The following is a 17,274-nucleotide window of genomic DNA, read 5'->3' on the forward strand; positions in this document are numbered from 1 at the left end:
CTCCGCCCGTGAGCGTGGCAGCGGTCGGCCAACACGGGCCGTCGCGCCCGCGACCTCCGGGAGAACCCGGGTCGACGATCGTGGCGCTGCACCCGGTGTGCCGCGGTCCGGCTCATTGCGTCGCCGTGCCGACGGGGCGTCAGGCGGCGTGCTCCACGGCGCGGCGGCCGGTGGAGGAGTGGTCAGGGGACGCAACATTTCCGGTACCCCGTCCCGTGTAGTAGTCGACGCGGGGCACCACCGTCCCGCGGACAACTCGGCGCGGACGACGGAACAGGGGGCCGGGCACGGATGTCGCCGGAGCGCGAGAGATTGTTCGAACAGTTCGCCGCAGCCCGGTACGGGGCGCTGCGCCGTACCGCGTACCTGCTGTGCGGCGACTGGCACCTGGCCGAGGACCTGGTGCAGTCGACCCTGATCAAGGTGTACGCACGCTGGCCGCGGTTGCGCGACCCGGACACGGCCGGAGGCTACGCCCGCACCACGCTGGTTCGCACGTTCGTGGACGGGCGGCGACGCCGCTCGGCCGGCGAGGTCGCCAGCGCCGAGCCGCCGGAAACGGCCGCGACGGTCACCGACCCGGACCGGCGGCTGGCACTGCTGGCGGCGCTCGCCCGCGTGACGCCGGGCTACCGGGCGGTGCTGGTGCTGCGGTACTGGGAGGACCAGAGCGTCGAGGAGTGCGCCGCGATCCTCAACCGGAGCAGCGGCGCGGTGCGTTCGGACGCCCACCGCGGTCTGGCGCAGCTGCGGACGATCCTCGGCGACTCGGTGCACGAGATCGCCGGAGCGTGAGCGGGCCGGCCGCGGGGCGGCGAGGGCGGACGAGCGAGCGGGTGCACGGGCGAGGTCGGGGATGCGCAGCGAGAGGGAGGAAACAGGCATGACGCACAGGGGGGACGACCCCGACCGCCGGATGGCGGCGGAGGTGTTCCGGGCGGTGCTGGAGCGGCCGGAGCCGGAGCAGCCGGTCGTCCTGGCGGCCGTCCGGGCCGGCGGGCGGCGGCTGCGGGCCCGGCGGCGGCTCGCGATCGGCGCGGGAGTGCTCGTGGCGGCACCGGTGCTGGCGTTCGGCGCGGCGCTGGCCGTACCGGGGGCGGCGGCACCGTGGCTGCGGGACCTGGTGGGACTCGACCCCGCGGACGGCCGGCCGTCGACGGCGCAGCCGTCGGGCTACGGGATGGACCAGTTGGACGCGCTGCAGGCCCGGTTGCAGGCCGCCCTCGCCGCCCACCTGCCGGCCGGGTACACCGGGGTGCTGGCCGGCGGCGGCCCGACCACGTTCCGGCTGGTCCGCGCGGACGGCGGTTTCACGGCAGTGGCGACGATCACGGGCAACCCGGTGACGCCGGGCAGCAGTGAGCCTTCGCCGTGCGAGTCGAAGGACGGCAAGCCCGTCTACGCGAGCGACTGTGTGTTGCGGACGCTGTCGGACGGCTCGACCGGCTGGCTGTACCGGTCCACGTCCTACTCGGGCACCCAGTTCACCCTGGTCACCCCGCAGGGCCGGATCGCCGGACTCGGGACGATGCCGACGGCCGTCCCGCCCCAGGGAGCAGGCGGCGAACCACAGGAATCCAAGGCCATGGCACCCGCGGACCTGGAGGCCCTGGTCTCCAACCCGGAGGTGCTGGCCGCGCTGAAGGCCGTCCCCCTCGACGCACCCGGGTGATGCCGCCGGAGAGCACGCGGCGGCGCTCCCCGGGCGGCCGGACAGCCCGGGCAGCCTGGACAGCCCGGACAGCCCGGACAGCGGAGCCGGGGGCGTGGGAGGCTGATGGCATGTCGCCGGTCCCTGCCCCCGTCCCCGCGGAGCCGATCACGCCCGATCCGGTGCGCGAGGTCCCGCGCACGCTGCTCACCCAGTCCTGGCTCGACCTCGCGTTCCTGCACTGGGCGGCCGACCCCGCGGACGTTGCGCCGCTGCTGCCGGCCGGCACGGTGCCGGACACGTACGAGGGACTCACCTACGTCGGTCTGGTCGCGTTCCGGATGTACCGGGTGGGCTGGCTGAACCTGCCGGGCGTCCCGTATCTCGGTACCTTTCCCGAGACCAACGTGCGGCTCTACTCGGTCGACCGGCACGGACGGCGCGGGGTGGTGTTCCGCTCGTTGGAGGCCTCGCGGCTGCTGCCGGTGCTCATCGCCCGGGCCGGGTTCCGCCTGCCCTACACATGGGCCGGGATGGCGATCCGCCGCGACGCGGACACCGTCCGCTACACCAGCGTCCGGCGCTGGCCCGGGCCGCGTGGCGCCCGCAGCCGGATCGCCGTCCGCGTCGGCGAACGGATCGATCACCCGACCGACCTCGAACACTTCCTCACCGCCCGTTGGGGCATGCACAATTCCGTCCACGGCCGGACGGTGTACCTGCCCAACGCCCACCCGCGCTGGCCGCTGCACCGTGCGGACCTCCTGCACTGCGAGGACGAGTTGATCACCGCGGCCGGGCTCCCCACCCCGACCGGACCGCCGGTGAGCGTGCTCTACTCCCCCGGCGTCCGCGTCCGCTTCGGCCGCCCCGGCAGACCACCCACCCCCTGAACCCGTACAGCGCCCCGGCCGAACCCTCTGCAGTTCCCCAAGTCCCTTGCCGTACACGAAGTACGACCACCACGATGATCGGCATGACGCGATTCCCGGGCGCGGACACCACACACAACTTCGTCGTGGTCGTCCGGGACGCGGACGCGATCCGCGGCGGCCCTGGATCAGGCACTCGCCGAGGCCTCGCCCGAGGAACGCCCGGGCCTCGAACGTGCCGCCGCGCTCGTCACGTCCACCAGCACCGCCACCGAGAGGCCGACTGCGCGCCCGACGCCCTCCGCGGAGTCGCCCCCCGCGATGCACGTGTTCGCGGCGCTGGGCTTCACCGGGCCGGCGCAGTACCCGGAGCTGACGCTGGAGGCGAGGACAGCCGGAAGGAGACTTCGGACCTGCTGGTCGGCGATCTCGGCACCGCGCTCCTGCAGCGCGTGTCGAAAGTCGTTTGGTCCGTTCGTGGGACACGCCTACCCTCGGTCCCGTGATCCACATGAACCCCGACGAGTTGCGCAGCTACCAGGTGGGACCGGTGCAGGCGGAACTTCGCTCGCTCACGGTGAGCGACGACCGTGAAGGCATGCTCGAAGGGACGCCGCACCTGCACCGTCGCTTTCGTCTGATGGGCATCGAGAAGGCGATGGCGGCGACGCCGCATGTGTATGTGCACGATCTCGACAAGCTCCGAGCCGATGCGGAGGGGCACGTCGAGGAGTGGCTGCCGCGCGAGGCGGTCCGTGCTCGACTGACGTCGTGGTGGACGCCCGAGGACGTTGCAGAGTTCGGGCACACGGAGCTCTCGGTGATGTGGTTCCAGACGGCCGCGCAGGATCCCTTCGCCCAGCTGGCCACGATCGTGCGCCCCCTGGACTGGGCTTCTCTTGCCGGGTTCATCCCTTTTGACGACTAGTAGTGCTTTGTCAGGTGGTGTCGCAGGGCAGCCACGGGGTGGGTTGCCGGCAGGTGGGGCAGGTTCCGGTCGTGCGGACACCTCGGCAGCGAATTCCTCCCACCGGCCCCGACACACCACGATTTCCCCGGCCCTCAGACAACGGACTTCCGAACGCAGGGCGTGACAAGAGCACCTGACAAAGCATTACCAGAGCGTCCTCGAAGGAGTACGGGTGCCTTGTAGGGGCGTGTGGGGGCACCCATGGCCGCCCAATCGCCTTTGAGGACACGCTCCAGGTGCTTCTGAACGGGCTGGTCACGAGGCGGTGCGGTGGAAGATCCGGGTGACCGTGTGCCGCTGCGTGCGCGGCGCCCTGAGGTCGGCTTGCAGGAGCCCGTCGACCGGCCGCCTTGATAGGGATCCGGCCGCGGTCACGCGCAGCGGGAACTCCGGATCGTGCACCGGGGGGGTTGGTTCGTCAGTCCGCCTCGCCGGGTGCCGGGCGGGTTCGCTGGTGCAGGCGGGCTGCCCGGGCGGTCAGGTAGCGCTGTTCCGGTGTGCTGGTGGTCCGGGCCGCCGCCGACCGGTAGTGGGCCAGTGCGGACGCTTCCTCTCCTGCCATCTCCAGCAGATGGGCCCGGACCGCGTGCACCCGGTGGAGGACGGCGGGAAGGCCGCCGTCGGCGTCGAGTCGGTCGAGCAGGGCCAGGGCTGCGGTCGGACCGTCGACCATCGCGAGAGCGACCGCGCGGTTGAGCGTGACCACCGGGCTGCCCGCGACGTGTTCGAGCAGCCCGTACAGGGCGAGGATCTGCGGCCAGTCGGTGTCCTCGGCGCGGTCGGCCCGGTCGTGGACGGCGGCGATGGCGGCCAGCAGCCGGTACTCCCCCGGCCGTCCCCGGTGGGCGAACGAACCGGTGAGCAGTGCGGCGCCTTCTGCGATCAGCCCGCGGTCCCAGCGGGTGCGGTCCTGTTCGGCCAGCGGGATCAGCTCGCCGTGGGGACCGGTGCGGGCCGGCCGGCGGGCCTCGGTCAGCAGCATCAGGGCCAGCAGCCCGGTCACCTCGCCCTCGGCCGGCAGGAGCCGGTGCACCTGCCGGGCCAGCCGGACGGCCTCCTCCGACAGGTCCGCACGGTGCAGCACCGGCCCCGCGGAGGCCGTGTAGCCCTCGTTGAACATCAGGTACAGCACGTGCAGCACGCGCCGGAGCCGCTCCGGCCGGTCCGGGGCGCCCGGCACCGGCACCTCGAACACCGTCGACGACGCCTTGAGGCGCTGCTTGGCGCGGCTGATGCGCTGCGCCATCGTGGCCTCGGGAACGAGGTAGGCGGCTGCGATCTGGGCGGTCGTCAGGCCGCCGACCGCCCGCAGGGTCAGGGCGATCGCCGAGGCCGGCGTGAGCGCCGGATGGCAGCACATGAACAGCAGTGCCAGGGAGTCGTCGGTCGCCGGCGCCTGCCCCGGAGCCGGCTCCCGCGCCACGCGTTCCTCGCGTCGCCGCCGTGCCGCCTCGCTGCGCATCCGGTCGGTGTGGCGGCGGGTGGCGCTCTGCAGCAGCCAGCCGTGCGGATTGTCCGGCACGCCCTGTGCGGGCCAGTGCCGGGCAGCAGCGATCAGCGCCTCCTGCACGGCGTCCTCGCACGCGCAGAAGTCGCCGGACCGCCGTGTCAGCGCGCCGAGGACCTGCGGCGCCAGCGAACGCAGCAGGTCCTCGACGACGGGCTGGTCGGTCACAGGTCGAACGCGGTGTCGGTCATCACCTGGCGCACCTCGACCGGCTGCCGCGTCGGAGCCCCGCCCGGGCCGGGCACGGCCGAAATCCTGGCGGCGATCTCCAGAGCGCGGGCCTCGGATGCGACCTCGACCACGTTGAACCCTGCCAGCACCTCCTTGGACTCCGGGAACGGGCCGTCGGTCACCACCGGGGCCGACGCACCGTCCGCACGCACGATCCTGGCCTGCCGCGGGTCGGCCAGCGGAGTGAACTGCACCAACTCCCCACTGGCGACCAGTTCTTCCGTCAGGGCCGCGTAGTAGTCGAAGTGCGCCGCGACGTCCCCGGGAGCCCACTCGTCCATCGGCTCCTCGAACACCCCGCCGTCGTGGTTGACCATCAGCAGAAATCTCGGCACGTGAACTCCTTGATCGTCGGCGCGCCCAGTGTGGCGCACTCACCCCCTCGACGGAGCCACCACGCGGATCTCTACATCCTCGGAACGGAAGTTTCAGACCACTTCCACCTGCGGGACCGCCCTGCCCGCCACCTGTGGCTACGGCACCAGGCCTGACAGCCCGGCCGCCCGGTGCATCACCGTCTCCAACGGGCCGCGGGCGAAGCGCGCCGTCCACAGCACGGCCGCCACCAGCGTCCCGGCGACGAAGGACGCGAACAGGGGCAGCGGCGGGCCGGGGTCCAGCCCGATCCCGAGCAGCGCGACCAGGAGGATGTGCGCCACGTACGCGGTCAGCGAGAGCCGGCCCACCGCCGCCACCCCCGCCACCGCGGCGGTGCCGGCACCCTCCGCCCCGCCGGGCCGGGCGGTCAGCTCCAGGCAGCCGGCGACCACCAGCAGCGCGAACCCCAGGGCGCCGAGCACCTCGAAGGTCGTTCCGGTGTGCGGCGCGGCGCCCAGCAGGCCCGCCGGGTCGCCCGGGTCGACGACGCCCGACCCCTCCTCCGGCGCCGCCGTGCCGAGCAGCCGCACCGCGAGCCAGGAGGCCCCGTACCCGAGCACCAGCAGCACCGCCCCGACGGTCGCGGCCCGTCGCCGGACGGTCGGCCGGGACGGGTCGAAGCGGGCCAGGGCCATCCCGGCGAGCACGAACGGCATCCAGGTCGCGGCCGGATAGACGCCGGTGAGCAGCGGTTCGGCGAGGCGCTGCGGGAGGAGCTCGGCCGCCCCGGCCGTGCGCAGCGCGTACGAGAGTTGGGGGGCGAGCACGGCCCAGGTGAGGGCGAGGCCGGCCAGCGGGGCGGCGGGCAGGCGGAGCAGCGGGAGGGCGAGCAGGAAGTAGGCGCCGTACGCGGTGAGGATGACGGTGATCGGCGGGTCCAGTGCGTCCAGTGCGGTGCCGAGGGCGATCAGCAGGACGGCACGGACGGCGATTCCGGTGGCCGTCCGGCGGGTGTCCCGCCGGGTCCTCGGTCGCCGGCCGGCCAGCAGCACGAGTGAGCAGCCGGCGAGGACGGCGAACAGTGCGGAGGCCCGGCCGTGGGCGAGGCGCATCGCTGCGCCGACCGGGCCGCCCACCTCGGGGTCGGGTCCGAGGTGGGCGGCGAACATGCCGAACACGGCGAGGCCCCGGGCGAGGTCGAGTCCGGCCAGGCGGCCGGGGCGCGACCCGGGCTGTCGGGGGCGGCGGTTGGTGACGGTCGCGGACCCGGCGGTTTCTGACATGCCGTCCACTCTGCCGGGCCTGCGCGGGTGGTGCATCGGGCGGCCGGGGGACGGCGCGACCCGCCGGCCGGCGGGGTGGCGCACCTTGCTCCGGGTCGGGTCTCGCCCACCGGTGGGCAGCAGGACACGGCTCAGAATCCGAGACCGGCCCGGACCTGGTTGGCCACGCGGTTCGCCAGGGCGCCGACGTCGATCTGGGGGACGATCCACTGGATGTCCCGTGCCTCGGGGAGGCGCAGCGGCTGGTCGGACTGGTAGTGGAACGGGGCGATCAGGCCGAACTCCAGGCCCGTGGCGTAGGAGTAGGACGCCAGCTCGTAGGGGAAGCGCCAGGTCCCGCCGACGGCCGCCTCGATGAGGATGTCCGCTTCGATGCGCAGGGTCAGCACGGGCTGCACGCTGATCCGGGCCAGGGTGTCGAAGGAGAGGACTCCCTTCGCGTAGGCGAGCCGGGCGCTGGCGTCGAGGCCGCCGCGCAGCAGGACGCCACCGGTGAGGGTGATGCCGCCGGTGGCGCTGGCGATGGCCACGGACGCGCCGATCCCGGCGCGCACGAACATCTCGAGGCCGGCTTCGGCGGGCAGGACGAGACGTGCCTCCGCGGCGAGTTCGGTGTTCGTGTCCTCTTCGAGGGGGTTGAAGGCGCCGCGGATGACCATGTCCCGGATCTCGCCCGGGCCGAAGCGGTAGAACACGGCCAGGCCGCCTCCGATGCGGGCGACCAGGCCGACCGCTCCGATGCCGAGGGGGATGGCGAAGATCGGGATGTCGGGCAGGCTGTGGCGGAACAACTCGTGGCGGGCGCCGCGGGGTTCGAGGAAGCGGTACGGGGGGAAGCGCAGTTCGCCGGAGACGCGGAGTCTGTGGTCGCGGCCGTACTCGATGCCGACGGTGCCGACGAGTCCGGGCCGGATCGTCAGGCTGCCGGTGCCGCGGCCGCTGATCCGGCCGTCCTCGTCGAGGTGCGCGTCGAGTCGTCCGGCGAAGCGGCCGCGTCGGAGCTCGACGGATCCGTCTCCGGTGAAGAGGCCGTCCCGGTAGCGCAGCGCGATCTCGCCCTCGGCGCCGAGCAGGGCGAAGGTGGTGCGGGCGGTTCCCGTCACGCGTTCGCCGTCGTAGGTCACCGCTACGTCGACCGGCCGCAGGCCCGGGACCTTCAGGAGGGCCTTGCCGCCGTAGAGGATCCGTTCCCCGGATCTGCGGACGGTGAGCTGGGCGGGGCTGTCGCCGGGTAGCACCACGTCGACCTGGCCGCCGACCTGCCAGGCGCCGCCGGCGAGGTCGAGTCGCACCTCTCCGCCGCGCACGAGCCCGGAGGGTTTCGAGGAGCGTGCGACGAAGTAGCCGGTGAGTCCGGTCGCGGGGCGGTACTCCACGTCGCCGGTGGCCTCGTCGAGACCGGGGAGGCGGCCGACGAGGCGGCCCTTGGCGAACAGCCCCTGCGCGTCCACGCCCGCGTCGAGGCGGCCGGTGACCAGCGAGCCGAGGGCGAAGGCGACGTGGCCGCCCACGTGGAGCTGCGGCGCGATGCTCAGGGCGAGGGAGGCCTCGGTGACCTTGAACGGTGGCAGCGACAGCCTGTCGGCGGGTGCCTGCGCCGAGCCGCGGAAACCGTCGCGGTCCCAGTCCACGGTGATCGGGACGCGCGACAGCAGGGGAACGCTGGGGGTGAGGGTGCCGTGGCCTTCGAGTCCCTGGTCCGTCGAGGAGAGGGTGAGCCTGCCGGTGGAGAGGTACGGGTACAGGAAGCGGACCTCCTGTCTGCCGCCACGCAGCGACAGGGCGCCGGTCGTGAAGGGGTCCTTGACGTCGAGGGTGAGCTGCTTGTCCTCGGCCTTCGGGATGCTGATGGGCAGTCGGGTGCCGGTTCGGACGGGGTGCGCGTCGGAGTCGATCCACGCGGTGACGGTGTGTGCGCCCTTGCCCGACGGGGGCCGCCTCAGCTTCTCCAGCGTGACGCCGGCGATCAGTTCCCGAGCGGCGCGGTTCTCCGGGACGGCGCTGGTCTCGATCTCGTCGTGGCCGTCGCCCGCCGGTCTGTCCGGTACCCGCAGGTCCTGCCGGCTGGGTCCGCTGACGAGGGGGTAGCGCCGGTACGCGGCCCAGGCGTCGGCGGCCTGCTTCCGGTCCTCCGCCGTGGGGCGTCTCCCGGCCTTCAGGTCGGCCTCCGCGGTGAAGTGCACCTGGAGCGCCGTCCTGGCTCTGCGGGACGCGAAGGGCGGTTCGAGCGGCGTCGTCTCCTTGGCGTACTTCTTGGGCTGGTCGGCGCCGGAGAACCACAGGACGACGTGGTCGGGGCGTCGGCGGCCCTTGGCGTTCAGCGCGTCCGAGACGGAGGCCGCGGCCTGCTGGACGTGCCGGGCGATGGTGCGGCCGCTGTCCTCGTTGTCGGGCCCGTCGTGCGGTGCGAGGTTCTCGGGCACGTTGGTGCCGCCGAGTTGGAGCTCGACCACGTGGTCGATCTGCGACTGCACGGCGTTGACGTACGGGTCGAAGTCGGTGCCTTTCGTGGGGGCGTCCCCGCCGGCGTCCTTCCACCATGCGGCGGCCTGGTCCTGGGGCCACTGGGTCCGCAGCAGCCACAGCCTGCGTAGTTCCTTCGAGGGCGCCCGCTTCTCCCAGAGGCCGGAGCTCGGGCGGCTCCCGGACATCTTGACGACGGCCTGCAGGCCCTGGGCCTTGGCGATGGCGTCGTACGTCTCCTTCCACGGGCCCTTGGACTCCGGGACGACGAAGGTGCCGAGGTTGACGCGGACCGTGCCGGCCGGGTCCCCGGGGGACCGCTGCTCCTCCTGGACGGTGCGCTGCCCGTCCGCGTAGTCGACGGTGTACTGGTCCTTCTCCGCGAGCTTGGTCCAGCTCGTGTCGGCGCGTCCCAGGAACGGGCCGGCGGGCCTCTCCCACCGCCATCCGGCGGGCAGCGGCTCGCCGCGTGCGTGGAACGCGGACGCGGCGTGCGCCTGCCGTTCCAGGCGGGCGTCGGCGTCCGGCGGGGCCACCGAGGGGTGCGTCCGCAGGAAGCCCGGTGCCGCGGGGTGGCCGTCGTGCTGGGCGACGTGGGCCAGTTCGTGGGCGATGAGGGACCGGCCCCGGCGGGACAGCGGATCGTAGGCGCCGTGCGAGAAGACCACGTCGTTGCCCACGGTGTAGGCCAGGGCGCCGAGTTCGCCGGTGGCCCGGTCCGCTTCGGGACCGACGTGGACGCGTACCGGGGAGAAGTCGTGGCCGTAGCTCGTCGACAGCTGGTCGCGCACGCCCGGTTCCAGGGGCGCGCCCGTTCCCCGCAGGCCCGAGGCGGCGGTGCTGCGGACGGCATCGCTCATGAGGGCACCCAGCCGCGGATCTCGTGGGCGGCCAGGGGGCGTTCGAGCTTGTCGGCCTCGATCCTCGCGGCGTCGAGGACGTGGCGCATGCCCACGGGCCCGCCCTCGTCGGCGGCGAGGAAGGCCGCGTGCAGCGCCAGTTGGGCGATGGTGCCGCCGCTGACGGCTAGTTGGGCGAGGCGGCGGGGGTCGAGTCCCTCGGTGGGCACGCCCGGCGGGAACGCCCCGGCCCACAGCCGGGTGCGCTGCTCGGCGTCCGGGAAGGGGAACGTCACCACGAACCGCATCCGGCGGACGAAGGCGGGGTCGATCGACTCGCGGGCGTTCGTGGTGAGGATCGCGATGCCGCAGAAGGTCTCCAGCCGTTGCAGCAGGTACGAGACCTCCAGGTTGGCGTAGCGGTCCCGGCTGTCCCGCACCTGGGTGCGTTTGGCGAAGAGGGCGTCGCCCTCGTCGAACAGCAGCACCGAGCCGGACTCGGCCGCGTCGAACAGCCGGGCGAGGTGTTTCTCGGTCTCGCCGATGTACTTGCTGACCACCTGGCTGAGGTCGGCGGCGATCACGTCGAGGCCCAGCTCGTGGGCGACCGCCTCGGCGGCGGTGGTCTTGCCGGTGCCGCTCGGGCCGGCGAACAGCGCGGTGACCGCGAGGCCGCGGCCGCGTTCGGCGTACCCCCAGTCGCCGTGCACCCGTCGCCGTCGGCGTACGTGGGCGAGCAGGGCGCGCAGCGCACGGTTCGCCTGATCGGGCAGGACGAGGTCGTCGAGGGCGGCCACCGGGCGGCGCACCGTCGCGAGGCCGTGCAGCGGCCGTGCGGCGAGGGCCCGGCAGGCCGTCGCGACATCCGCGGCGGCGCTCCGCGGCGTGGTGGTGTGCGTGCCGGTCTCCGTCGACGGTCCGGTGCCTTCGGGGCCGACGGCCGTGGGAGCGGCGGCGAGCCGGCCGGTGCGCTCGACGGCCAGCGCGATGCCGGCCGGGGTGAGCGGATGCCGCTCGGCGAGCTCGGCCGGGTCGCCGGCGAGGTCCGCGGTGCGCAGGGCGGCGGCGAACAGGTCGCGGCGTTCGGCCGCCGAGGCGGACGGCAGCCGCAGCACGGGGAGGTCGCTGCCGGGCGGCGCCTCGTCCGCAGACAGGACGACGGGGACGCCGAGCGGTGCTCCGGCGGCCAGCAGCCGCACGCAGCGCGGCAGGGACTCGGCGCTCCCCTCGACGAGCAGCAGCCGCAGGCCGAGCCCCGCCTCACGGGCGAGCAGGCGGGCCAGGGTGTCCGTGGCGGGGGCGGTGTCGGGCAGGTCGAGGCCGTCGACGGCGAGGACGGTGAGCCCGATCCGCGCGGCGGCGTCGACGGCGGCCTGGCGGCGGGTCAGCCGGTCCTCGCCGGTGAGCAGGCACCCTTCGGTACCTGGGGCGGGGCGGACCAGTGCGGCCAGGGTCGCCACGGCGGCGGCCTGCCCGGGGGCCAGGAGGCAGGACGCGGCGACGAGGCGGGCACGGCCGGCCAGGCGGTCGTCCGTCGTGTCGGCGCCGAGCAGGGCGTGCAGGATCCGCTCGTCGACGGCGAGGGGCAGCTGCGGGAGGCCGCCGAACTCGGTGGGCGGCAGCTGGGCCGGCATGTCGAGCAGGCGCCAGCCCCGCAGCGGGGCGTCGGGCAGCAGGGCGCTCCAGTGCGCGTCCGGCAGTCCCGCGAGGGCCCGGGCGAAGGTGACCGGTCCGGTCGCCGTGGGCAGCCCCAGTTCGGGGGCGGCGGCCGCGAGCAGCACGTCCCGCTCGAACGCGGTGAGGGTGAACAGCCCGCACAGCCGGTCGAGGGCCGTGGGCAGGCCGGTCGCCGCCCGGACCTCGGCGGCGAGCAGCCCGGCGGCGCGGGCCGGTTCGTCCGCGTCGTCGGGTCGTGCGTCGAGGCGGGCCGCCACGGCAGCGGCGGCGAGCGCGAGGTGCTGCTGGTTGTCACGGGCCCACGCATGATCGCGGTCGGCCGCCTCGGGCCGGGGTTCGGTGTCGGAGAGGGTCACAGGGTCACCACCGGAAGGACGTACAGGCCGTTGGGGTCCAGGTTCGGGATGCTGCGCGCGCCGTCGACCTCGAGCGTGACGCGGTAGGGGCCTGCGGGGGCGTCGGTCACCGTGAAGTCCGCCTGTGTGGTGGGGGGATGGCCGACCGGCAGGTCGGCCGCCAGGGCGAGCGACACCGCCGATCCGGGCGTGGTGGCGTCCAGCAGCAGCCGTACCCGGTTGGTGGGCCCGACCGGTGGGGTGACGGCGGCGGAGACCGTTCCGGTGCGCAGGCCCGGCTGGTGGCCGGTGGCGGTGGCGGCGGTGATCGCACCGAGGGCGGGGACCACCAGCACCACGACGGGTGCGCTCACCTGCGAAGGGCGTGTCGCGGACAGGGCGGGCTGTGCCGGCGGTCCGCTCCGGCGCACCGAGATGCGCCGCCGGCCGGGGGCGAGAGCCGGCGACGCCAGGACGAGGTGCGTGTCGTCCACGGCCGTGACACCGGTGACCGGGGCGCCGTCGACCAGCACCTCGCTCGTCTCCCCCGGGCGGGCGGCGAGGGCGTGGCCGTGGAGGTGGAGATCGGGCATGGGGTTGGCGGCCCGGACGGGCGCCCCCCTGCCCTCGGGTCCTGCGACTCCGTCCAGCCGCGGCGGGGCGAAGGGGGCGGCTCCGGCGAGGACGGTGCGGACGGGGAGGACCGCGCCGGGGTCCCCGTCGCCGTCCACGAGCACGGGGCCGGCGGCGACGGCCAGCGTCACCGTGAAGGTGGCGGGCGGGAAGAGGGCCCACAGCCGGGTCAGTTCGTCGGTCGAGAGGGCCTCCGGAGTGACGCGCACCGGCTCGTCGGCCCGGGCCAGGTCGTTGTCGGCGATCTCGGGATGGGCCGTCTCGGCCTCGGCGAGCAGGGTGTCGGTGAGGTGGGGGACGGTGTGCAGCGCCGCTGCCGCCCGGGCCAGGAGCCGCTGCGTCTCCCACTCGTTGGTGCCGCGGAAGGTGAACAGGTAGTGCAGGTCGAGTGCCGCCCTCGGCTTCTGCCGGAGCTGACCGGCGGAGGAGCGGGTGGGCAGGTCGGCGAGGGACAGGGTCGCGTTGCGGCTGACCCGGTAGAGGTGCACACCGACGCGGGCGTGGTCCCCGGTGTCGTCGAGCGGGCCGGGGGCGACGACCGGCCCGGGGTTGATCCCGAGGCCGTTCACGGCGTTCTGGACGAGGGTGGTGAGAGCGGCGGTGACCGCGGCCACGGCCGTGGTGTTGCTCATCGGGTCCACCACAGCGTGCTCAGGTCGTCCAGGTCGGTGTACCACTGCTCGGTGCCGGTGATCAGGCTTGCGGTGATCTCGGGTGCGGTCTGCGCGTCCTCGTCGAGGGTGGCGCGCAGCCGCTCCAGGTAGTACTGGAGCAGGGGGTCGTTCCGGGCCGCGGCGCGGACAGCGTCGGCGTCGATGACGTCGGCCGTCGTCGCGCGCTCGGCCGTGTCGGCGTCGCAGGCGTCGTTGGCGGCGGTGATGAGCGCGTCGAGCTCCTTCCCGACCTGATCGAGGAGGGCGTCCAGGGGGCCGTCCGCCCCGTCGTCGTCCCGCATCTCGGCGAGCCGTGGCACGACCACGATCATTCCCGGCCGCAGCCGGTCGGGGTCGATGCCCGGATTGGCCTCGCGGATCGCCCGGACGACCCTGTCCTTCGCCGCCTCGGACGTTCTGGTCTTCACGAGCCGGGCAGCGAGGGCTGCGACGGTCTTCTCCTGCTCGACGACGACGATCGGCATCGGTGCGGGTCCTTCCGGCGGTTGGGTCGGGTGGATCGGGGTGCGGGGATGCGGGCGGCCCCTCGGGGCGGGGCGGCGGACCGGTCGTCAGAGCACGCCCCGGACGTTGAGCTTCAGCCACTTGGGGTCGATGAGGTTCTCCGGGTCGATGCCGCCGCTGGTGATGTTGCCGAGCACGGCGAGGAACTGCGGGTCGACCTCGAGGAGGATCGACGGGAAGCCGCCCCTGGCGCGGTTGCCGGTCACGGTCGCGGTCGTGGCCCGCACGACGAGCGCGGGCGGGTCCGAGTCGCCGTGCTGCCGGAACTGGTTGGCGCTGACCACGGCGTCCCCGGCCACGTCGATCCGCGCCGCGGGGTGTTCGGCGGCGCCGGTGAGGGTGTTGGCGGAGACGGTCGCGCTGACGTCCTGCGAGGCGTGGGCGAACGCGGTGTTCTGCCCGACGAGGTAGGCGACCCGGTCGCCGAGGACGGAGACGTACGGGCCGATGTGCGCGGTGCGGATCTGCGGGGTGTCCGGGTCCGGGTCGTCGTCCACGGGGTCGTCGCCCACCAGCAGGCCGCTCCACGGGTTGTGCCCGTCGTCGTCGACGTCCGCGGGGATCCGCCGGCAGACGTTGCCCTCGACGGTGGTGCGGGCGTACACGGAAACGTGGATGCCGATGCACCGGTCGTCCTCGCCGGGGTCGGCCGGGCCGATCCCCTCGACGAGGTTGCCGTGGATCCGGGACTCCCGGCAGGCCAGCAGGGCCACCCCGGTCCTGCGGTCCGGATCGCCGCCCTCCTCGCCCCGGTCGCGCCGGTCGCCCTCCGTGCCCTCCTCGTCGTCCGTGGCCCCGGGGGGTTCGGTGGTGAGCCCGCGGACGGTGTTGGAGCCGACGAGCGCATGGGTCGCACCGACGATCCGGATGCCGTGGGTGCCGGTGGTTCCGCTCCACTCGGGAGTGGCGACGTCCCGCAGGGTGTTGCCGACGATCACGGCGTCGGCGAGCCGGCCGCGTTCGGTGACCACGATGCCCCCCTCGCCCGCTCCTTCGACCGTGTTGTGCGAGACGTCGAGGTCGCCGGTGGGCACGCGCACGAGGATGCCGACCCGTCCGATCCGGCCGATGTGGTTGCCCGAGATGCGGGTGGTACCGCGCAGGACGCCGGACTCGCCGCTGCGCACGACGATCCCGTGGCCGGAGCCCGTCTCCGGGTCCGGGTTGCCGGTGATCGTGTTGTCCCGCACGGTGTAGCCGCTCGCCCCCACCTCGATGCCGGTCCCCATGGTCTGCACGTGGTTGTCGGCGATGTCGAAGGAGGCCCACGGGGACAGCGCGCCGCGCAGCCGAAGACCGGCGCCCTGTGCGAAGAGCACCGTGTTGCCGCGGACGGTGTTGCGGAGCACGTGGGCCGCGCTGCCGGCGAACTGCACGCCCGACCACCAGCACATCAGCAGGTTGCCGCTGATCTCCAGATCGGCCGTCAGCAGGTGCGCCCTGACGCCGTCGCCGTTGTCCAGGTACTCCCGGGCCTCGATGCCGATGCGGCCGGTGATGTCGCAGTCCTGGATGCGGGTGCGCAGGCATGCGTTGGACAGCTGGACGGCGGGGCCCTGGCCGCCGCCCTCCCCGTCGCCGCCGGCGATCAGCACGGTGAGCCGCCGGACGGTGACCTCGGCCGCGACGGCGATCCTGATCCCCGGCCGGTGGCTGCTGGAGATCAGCGCGAAGTCCTCCAGGGTGACGAAGGCGGAGAGGCTGATGTCGAAGCCTCCGTCCCCGATGAGCAGGGTGGCGGGGCCGTGGCCGCGCACCCGCACCGACCGCGCCTGCCGGATCCGCACGGGTTCCTCGCCGAGGTGGTAGACGCCCGGCGCGAGGCAGACCGTGCCGCCGTCCTCCGCGACCCGGTCCACCGCCGCCTGCACGGTCAGGACACCGCTTGCGTGCGAGTCGGGGGTGACGCAGACGGTGCAGTCGCCGCAGTTCCCGTCGGTCGGCCACAGGGTGCGGCAGTCATCCGCAGTGGAGGGGAAGCTGACGACGGCCAGCCGGGCGTAGTGGTGGTGGACGCCCAAGGGGGGTGCCTGGTCGAGCTCCTCGACGGTGGCGGTGGCCGTGCGCGCGGTGAAGATCCAGTGGTCGCCGGAGCGGAGGGCGCCGTCGGGGGCGTCGAGCGTGACGGTGATGCCGTGTTCCAGGACGACAGCCACTCCCCCGGTCGGCACCGTGACGACCCCGGTGGAGCCGGGGGCGTCGAGGTCCCCGAGTACGGCGCCCGTGCCGCTCCTGATCCTGCCCGCCTGGTCCCACCGGCGGATGCGCAGGTTCCGCCGGAGCGCCTCGTCGGTGGTCGCCGGCAGGTCGCCGGGGAGGGCGGGGGTGAAGGAGACCGTCCCGTCGTCGTGGACCGTGGTGATCCGGCGCATCTCACCGGGCTGCTCGTCGAGTTCCCGGTGGTCGTCGAGGATCTCGACCCAGTCGTTCTCGCGCAGGCCGAGCACCGTGTCACGGCCCAGGTGCTCGGGTCGCAGACGGTCGGGGGCCGCGACCTCGACCACCCGCATGGCGACGGAGCCGTTGTCGCGCGACCACTTGAAGGTGGCGGTGCCGGGGGCTCCGCCGTCGTGGACCTCGACCCGGTAGGTCTGGTTCTCCAGCCCTCGGTAGTCGCCGCCGGGCGGCAGCGAGCAGGGGTCGTCGTCGGCCGCCACGGCGACCGTGCCGGTGGTGAGCCGTCCCGCGGAGGGGGCGGTGACGTCGGCCCAGCCGGGGATGTCCTCGTCCCTGGTGCCGCAGTCGATGCCCGGGGTGTCGGGCTCGTGGACGCGCACCCGCCACACGGTCTGGGTGCGGGCGGTGGTGTCGACCCCCACCGCCTCCTCGACCAGGTCCGGCGCCTGCACCGGGGTGACCTCGCGCTGCCACACGTCCAGGTAGACCAGGTGGGTGCCGCAGTCGGGCACGTCCTCCGGGGCCGGCCAGTAGGGCTGTTCCTCGTACGGGGTGTCCTGCGTGCGCACGGTGTCGGCGAGCAGCGGGTCGAAGGCGGTGTCGCCGGTGCCGTGGTTCTCGGCGAGCAGGCCGTCGACGTACATCCGGCCGCGGCCGATGGTCATGCCGTCGGCCGAGCTGGTGATCAGGAAGGCGTCGGGGGTCGTCCGGGGGACGACGGCGACGCCGGTGGACCCGTCCGCGACCCCGGGGGTGCCGAGGTCGGCGGCGGCGGCGCGCAGCCGGCGGTCGACGATCGCCACGAACTCGTTCCAGTCGGAGTCGAGCAGCAGTCGGCCCTGCTGCATGACGACGCCGGAGTGGTCGCGCAGCGCGTCGAACCGCACGCGGCTCAGATCGGCTCCCATCGGGAGGCCTCC

At 74.0% G+C, this 17,274-nt stretch carries 12 protein-coding genes; 4 read left to right on the plus strand and 8 right to left on the minus strand.

Features of this window, described 5'->3' with window-relative positions; all coding sequences use genetic code 11:
• The first annotated feature begins 312 nt into the window (after positions 1-312).
• From KSNIM_RS01405 to KSNIM_RS01420, 4 genes are all read left to right on the plus strand, one after another.
• Positions 313-795, plus strand: coding sequence for a SigE family RNA polymerase sigma factor (locus KSNIM_RS01405; RefSeq protein ID WP_317633978.1), 483 nt, complete (start codon positions 313-315; stop codon positions 793-795).
• 88 nt (positions 796-883) lie between these two features.
• Positions 884-1,672, plus strand: coding sequence for a hypothetical protein (locus KSNIM_RS01410; protein ID WP_263101347.1), 789 nt, complete (start codon positions 884-886; stop codon positions 1,670-1,672).
• A gap of 110 nt (positions 1,673-1,782) precedes the next feature.
• Positions 1,783-2,544 carry a YqjF family protein gene (locus KSNIM_RS01415; protein WP_263101348.1) on the plus strand — a complete coding sequence of 254 codons (762 nt, stop codon included), beginning with the start codon at positions 1,783-1,785 and terminating at the stop codon, positions 2,542-2,544.
• A 481-nt stretch (positions 2,545-3,025) separates the two neighbouring features.
• Positions 3,026-3,451, plus strand: coding sequence for a hypothetical protein (locus tag KSNIM_RS01420; protein ID WP_263108261.1), 426 nt, complete (start codon positions 3,026-3,028; stop codon positions 3,449-3,451).
• Between the two features lie 460 nt (positions 3,452-3,911).
• Here KSNIM_RS01420 and KSNIM_RS01425 read toward each other — a convergent pair whose 3' ends face one another.
• The 8 genes from KSNIM_RS01425 to KSNIM_RS01460 form a co-directional block, all read right to left on the minus strand.
• Positions 3,912-5,168: an RNA polymerase sigma factor gene (locus tag KSNIM_RS01425; RefSeq protein WP_263101349.1), complete on the minus strand. Its 1,257-nt coding sequence runs from the start codon at positions 5,166-5,168 to the stop codon at positions 3,912-3,914.
• Positions 5,165-5,566, minus strand: coding sequence for a YciI family protein (locus KSNIM_RS01430; protein ID WP_263101350.1), 402 nt, complete (start codon positions 5,564-5,566; stop codon positions 5,165-5,167). Before KSNIM_RS01430 ends, KSNIM_RS01425 begins: the two co-directional genes overlap by 4 nt.
• 138 nt (positions 5,567-5,704) lie before the next feature.
• Positions 5,705-6,832 (minus strand): acyltransferase family protein, encoded by a 1,128-nt coding sequence (locus KSNIM_RS01435; protein ID WP_263101351.1) that lies wholly within the window; start codon positions 6,830-6,832, stop codon positions 5,705-5,707.
• Positions 6,833-6,963: 131 nt separating this feature from the next.
• On the minus strand, positions 6,964-10,155 hold the full coding sequence (locus KSNIM_RS01440) for a DUF4157 domain-containing protein (protein WP_263101352.1): 3,192 nt from the start codon (positions 10,153-10,155) through the stop codon (positions 6,964-6,966).
• Positions 10,152-12,167: an AAA family ATPase gene (locus tag KSNIM_RS01445; protein ID WP_263101353.1), complete on the minus strand. Its 2,016-nt coding sequence runs from the start codon at positions 12,165-12,167 to the stop codon at positions 10,152-10,154. The genes KSNIM_RS01440 and KSNIM_RS01445 overlap by 4 nt, the downstream gene beginning before the upstream one ends.
• Positions 12,164-13,411 (minus strand): DUF4255 domain-containing protein, encoded by a 1,248-nt coding sequence (locus tag KSNIM_RS01450; RefSeq protein WP_263101354.1) that lies wholly within the window; start codon positions 13,409-13,411, stop codon positions 12,164-12,166. The genes KSNIM_RS01445 and KSNIM_RS01450 overlap by 4 nt, the downstream gene beginning before the upstream one ends.
• Positions 13,408-13,917 carry a hypothetical protein gene (locus tag KSNIM_RS01455; protein ID WP_263101355.1) on the minus strand — a complete coding sequence of 170 codons (510 nt, stop codon included), beginning with the start codon at positions 13,915-13,917 and terminating at the stop codon, positions 13,408-13,410. Before KSNIM_RS01455 ends, KSNIM_RS01450 begins: the two co-directional genes overlap by 4 nt.
• A gap of 87 nt (positions 13,918-14,004) precedes the next feature.
• Positions 14,005-17,262: a right-handed parallel beta-helix repeat-containing protein gene (locus KSNIM_RS01460; RefSeq protein WP_263101356.1), complete on the minus strand. Its 3,258-nt coding sequence runs from the start codon at positions 17,260-17,262 to the stop codon at positions 14,005-14,007.
• Positions 17,263-17,274 lie beyond the last annotated feature (12 nt).

The sequence above is a fragment of the Kitasatospora sp. DSM 101779 genome (assembly GCF_025655475.1).
GTDB lineage: Bacteria > Actinomycetota > Actinomycetes > Streptomycetales > Streptomycetaceae > Kitasatospora.

What these genes read in the sequence shown, in the direction of transcription:
- KSNIM_RS01410 (WP_263101347.1), top strand. Translation starts at nt 884, where the DNA reads ATGACGCACAGGGGGGACGACCCCGACCGCCGGATGGCGGCGGAGGTG.
- KSNIM_RS01415 (WP_263101348.1), top strand. Translation starts at nt 1,783, where the DNA reads ATGTCGCCGGTCCCTGCCCCCGTCCCCGCGGAGCCGATCACGCCCGAT.
- KSNIM_RS01435 (WP_263101351.1), bottom strand. Translation starts at nt 6,832, where the DNA reads ATGTCAGAAACCGCCGGGTCCGCGACCGTCACCAACCGCCGCCCCCGA.
- KSNIM_RS01440 (WP_263101352.1), bottom strand. Translation starts at nt 10,155, where the DNA reads ATGAGCGATGCCGTCCGCAGCACCGCCGCCTCGGGCCTGCGGGGAACG.
- KSNIM_RS01450 (WP_263101354.1), bottom strand. Translation starts at nt 13,411, where the DNA reads ATGAGCAACACCACGGCCGTGGCCGCGGTCACCGCCGCTCTCACCACC.
- KSNIM_RS01455 (WP_263101355.1), bottom strand. Translation starts at nt 13,917, where the DNA reads ATGCCGATCGTCGTCGTCGAGCAGGAGAAGACCGTCGCAGCCCTCGCT.
- KSNIM_RS01460 (WP_263101356.1), bottom strand. Translation starts at nt 17,262, where the DNA reads ATGGGAGCCGATCTGAGCCGCGTGCGGTTCGACGCGCTGCGCGACCAC.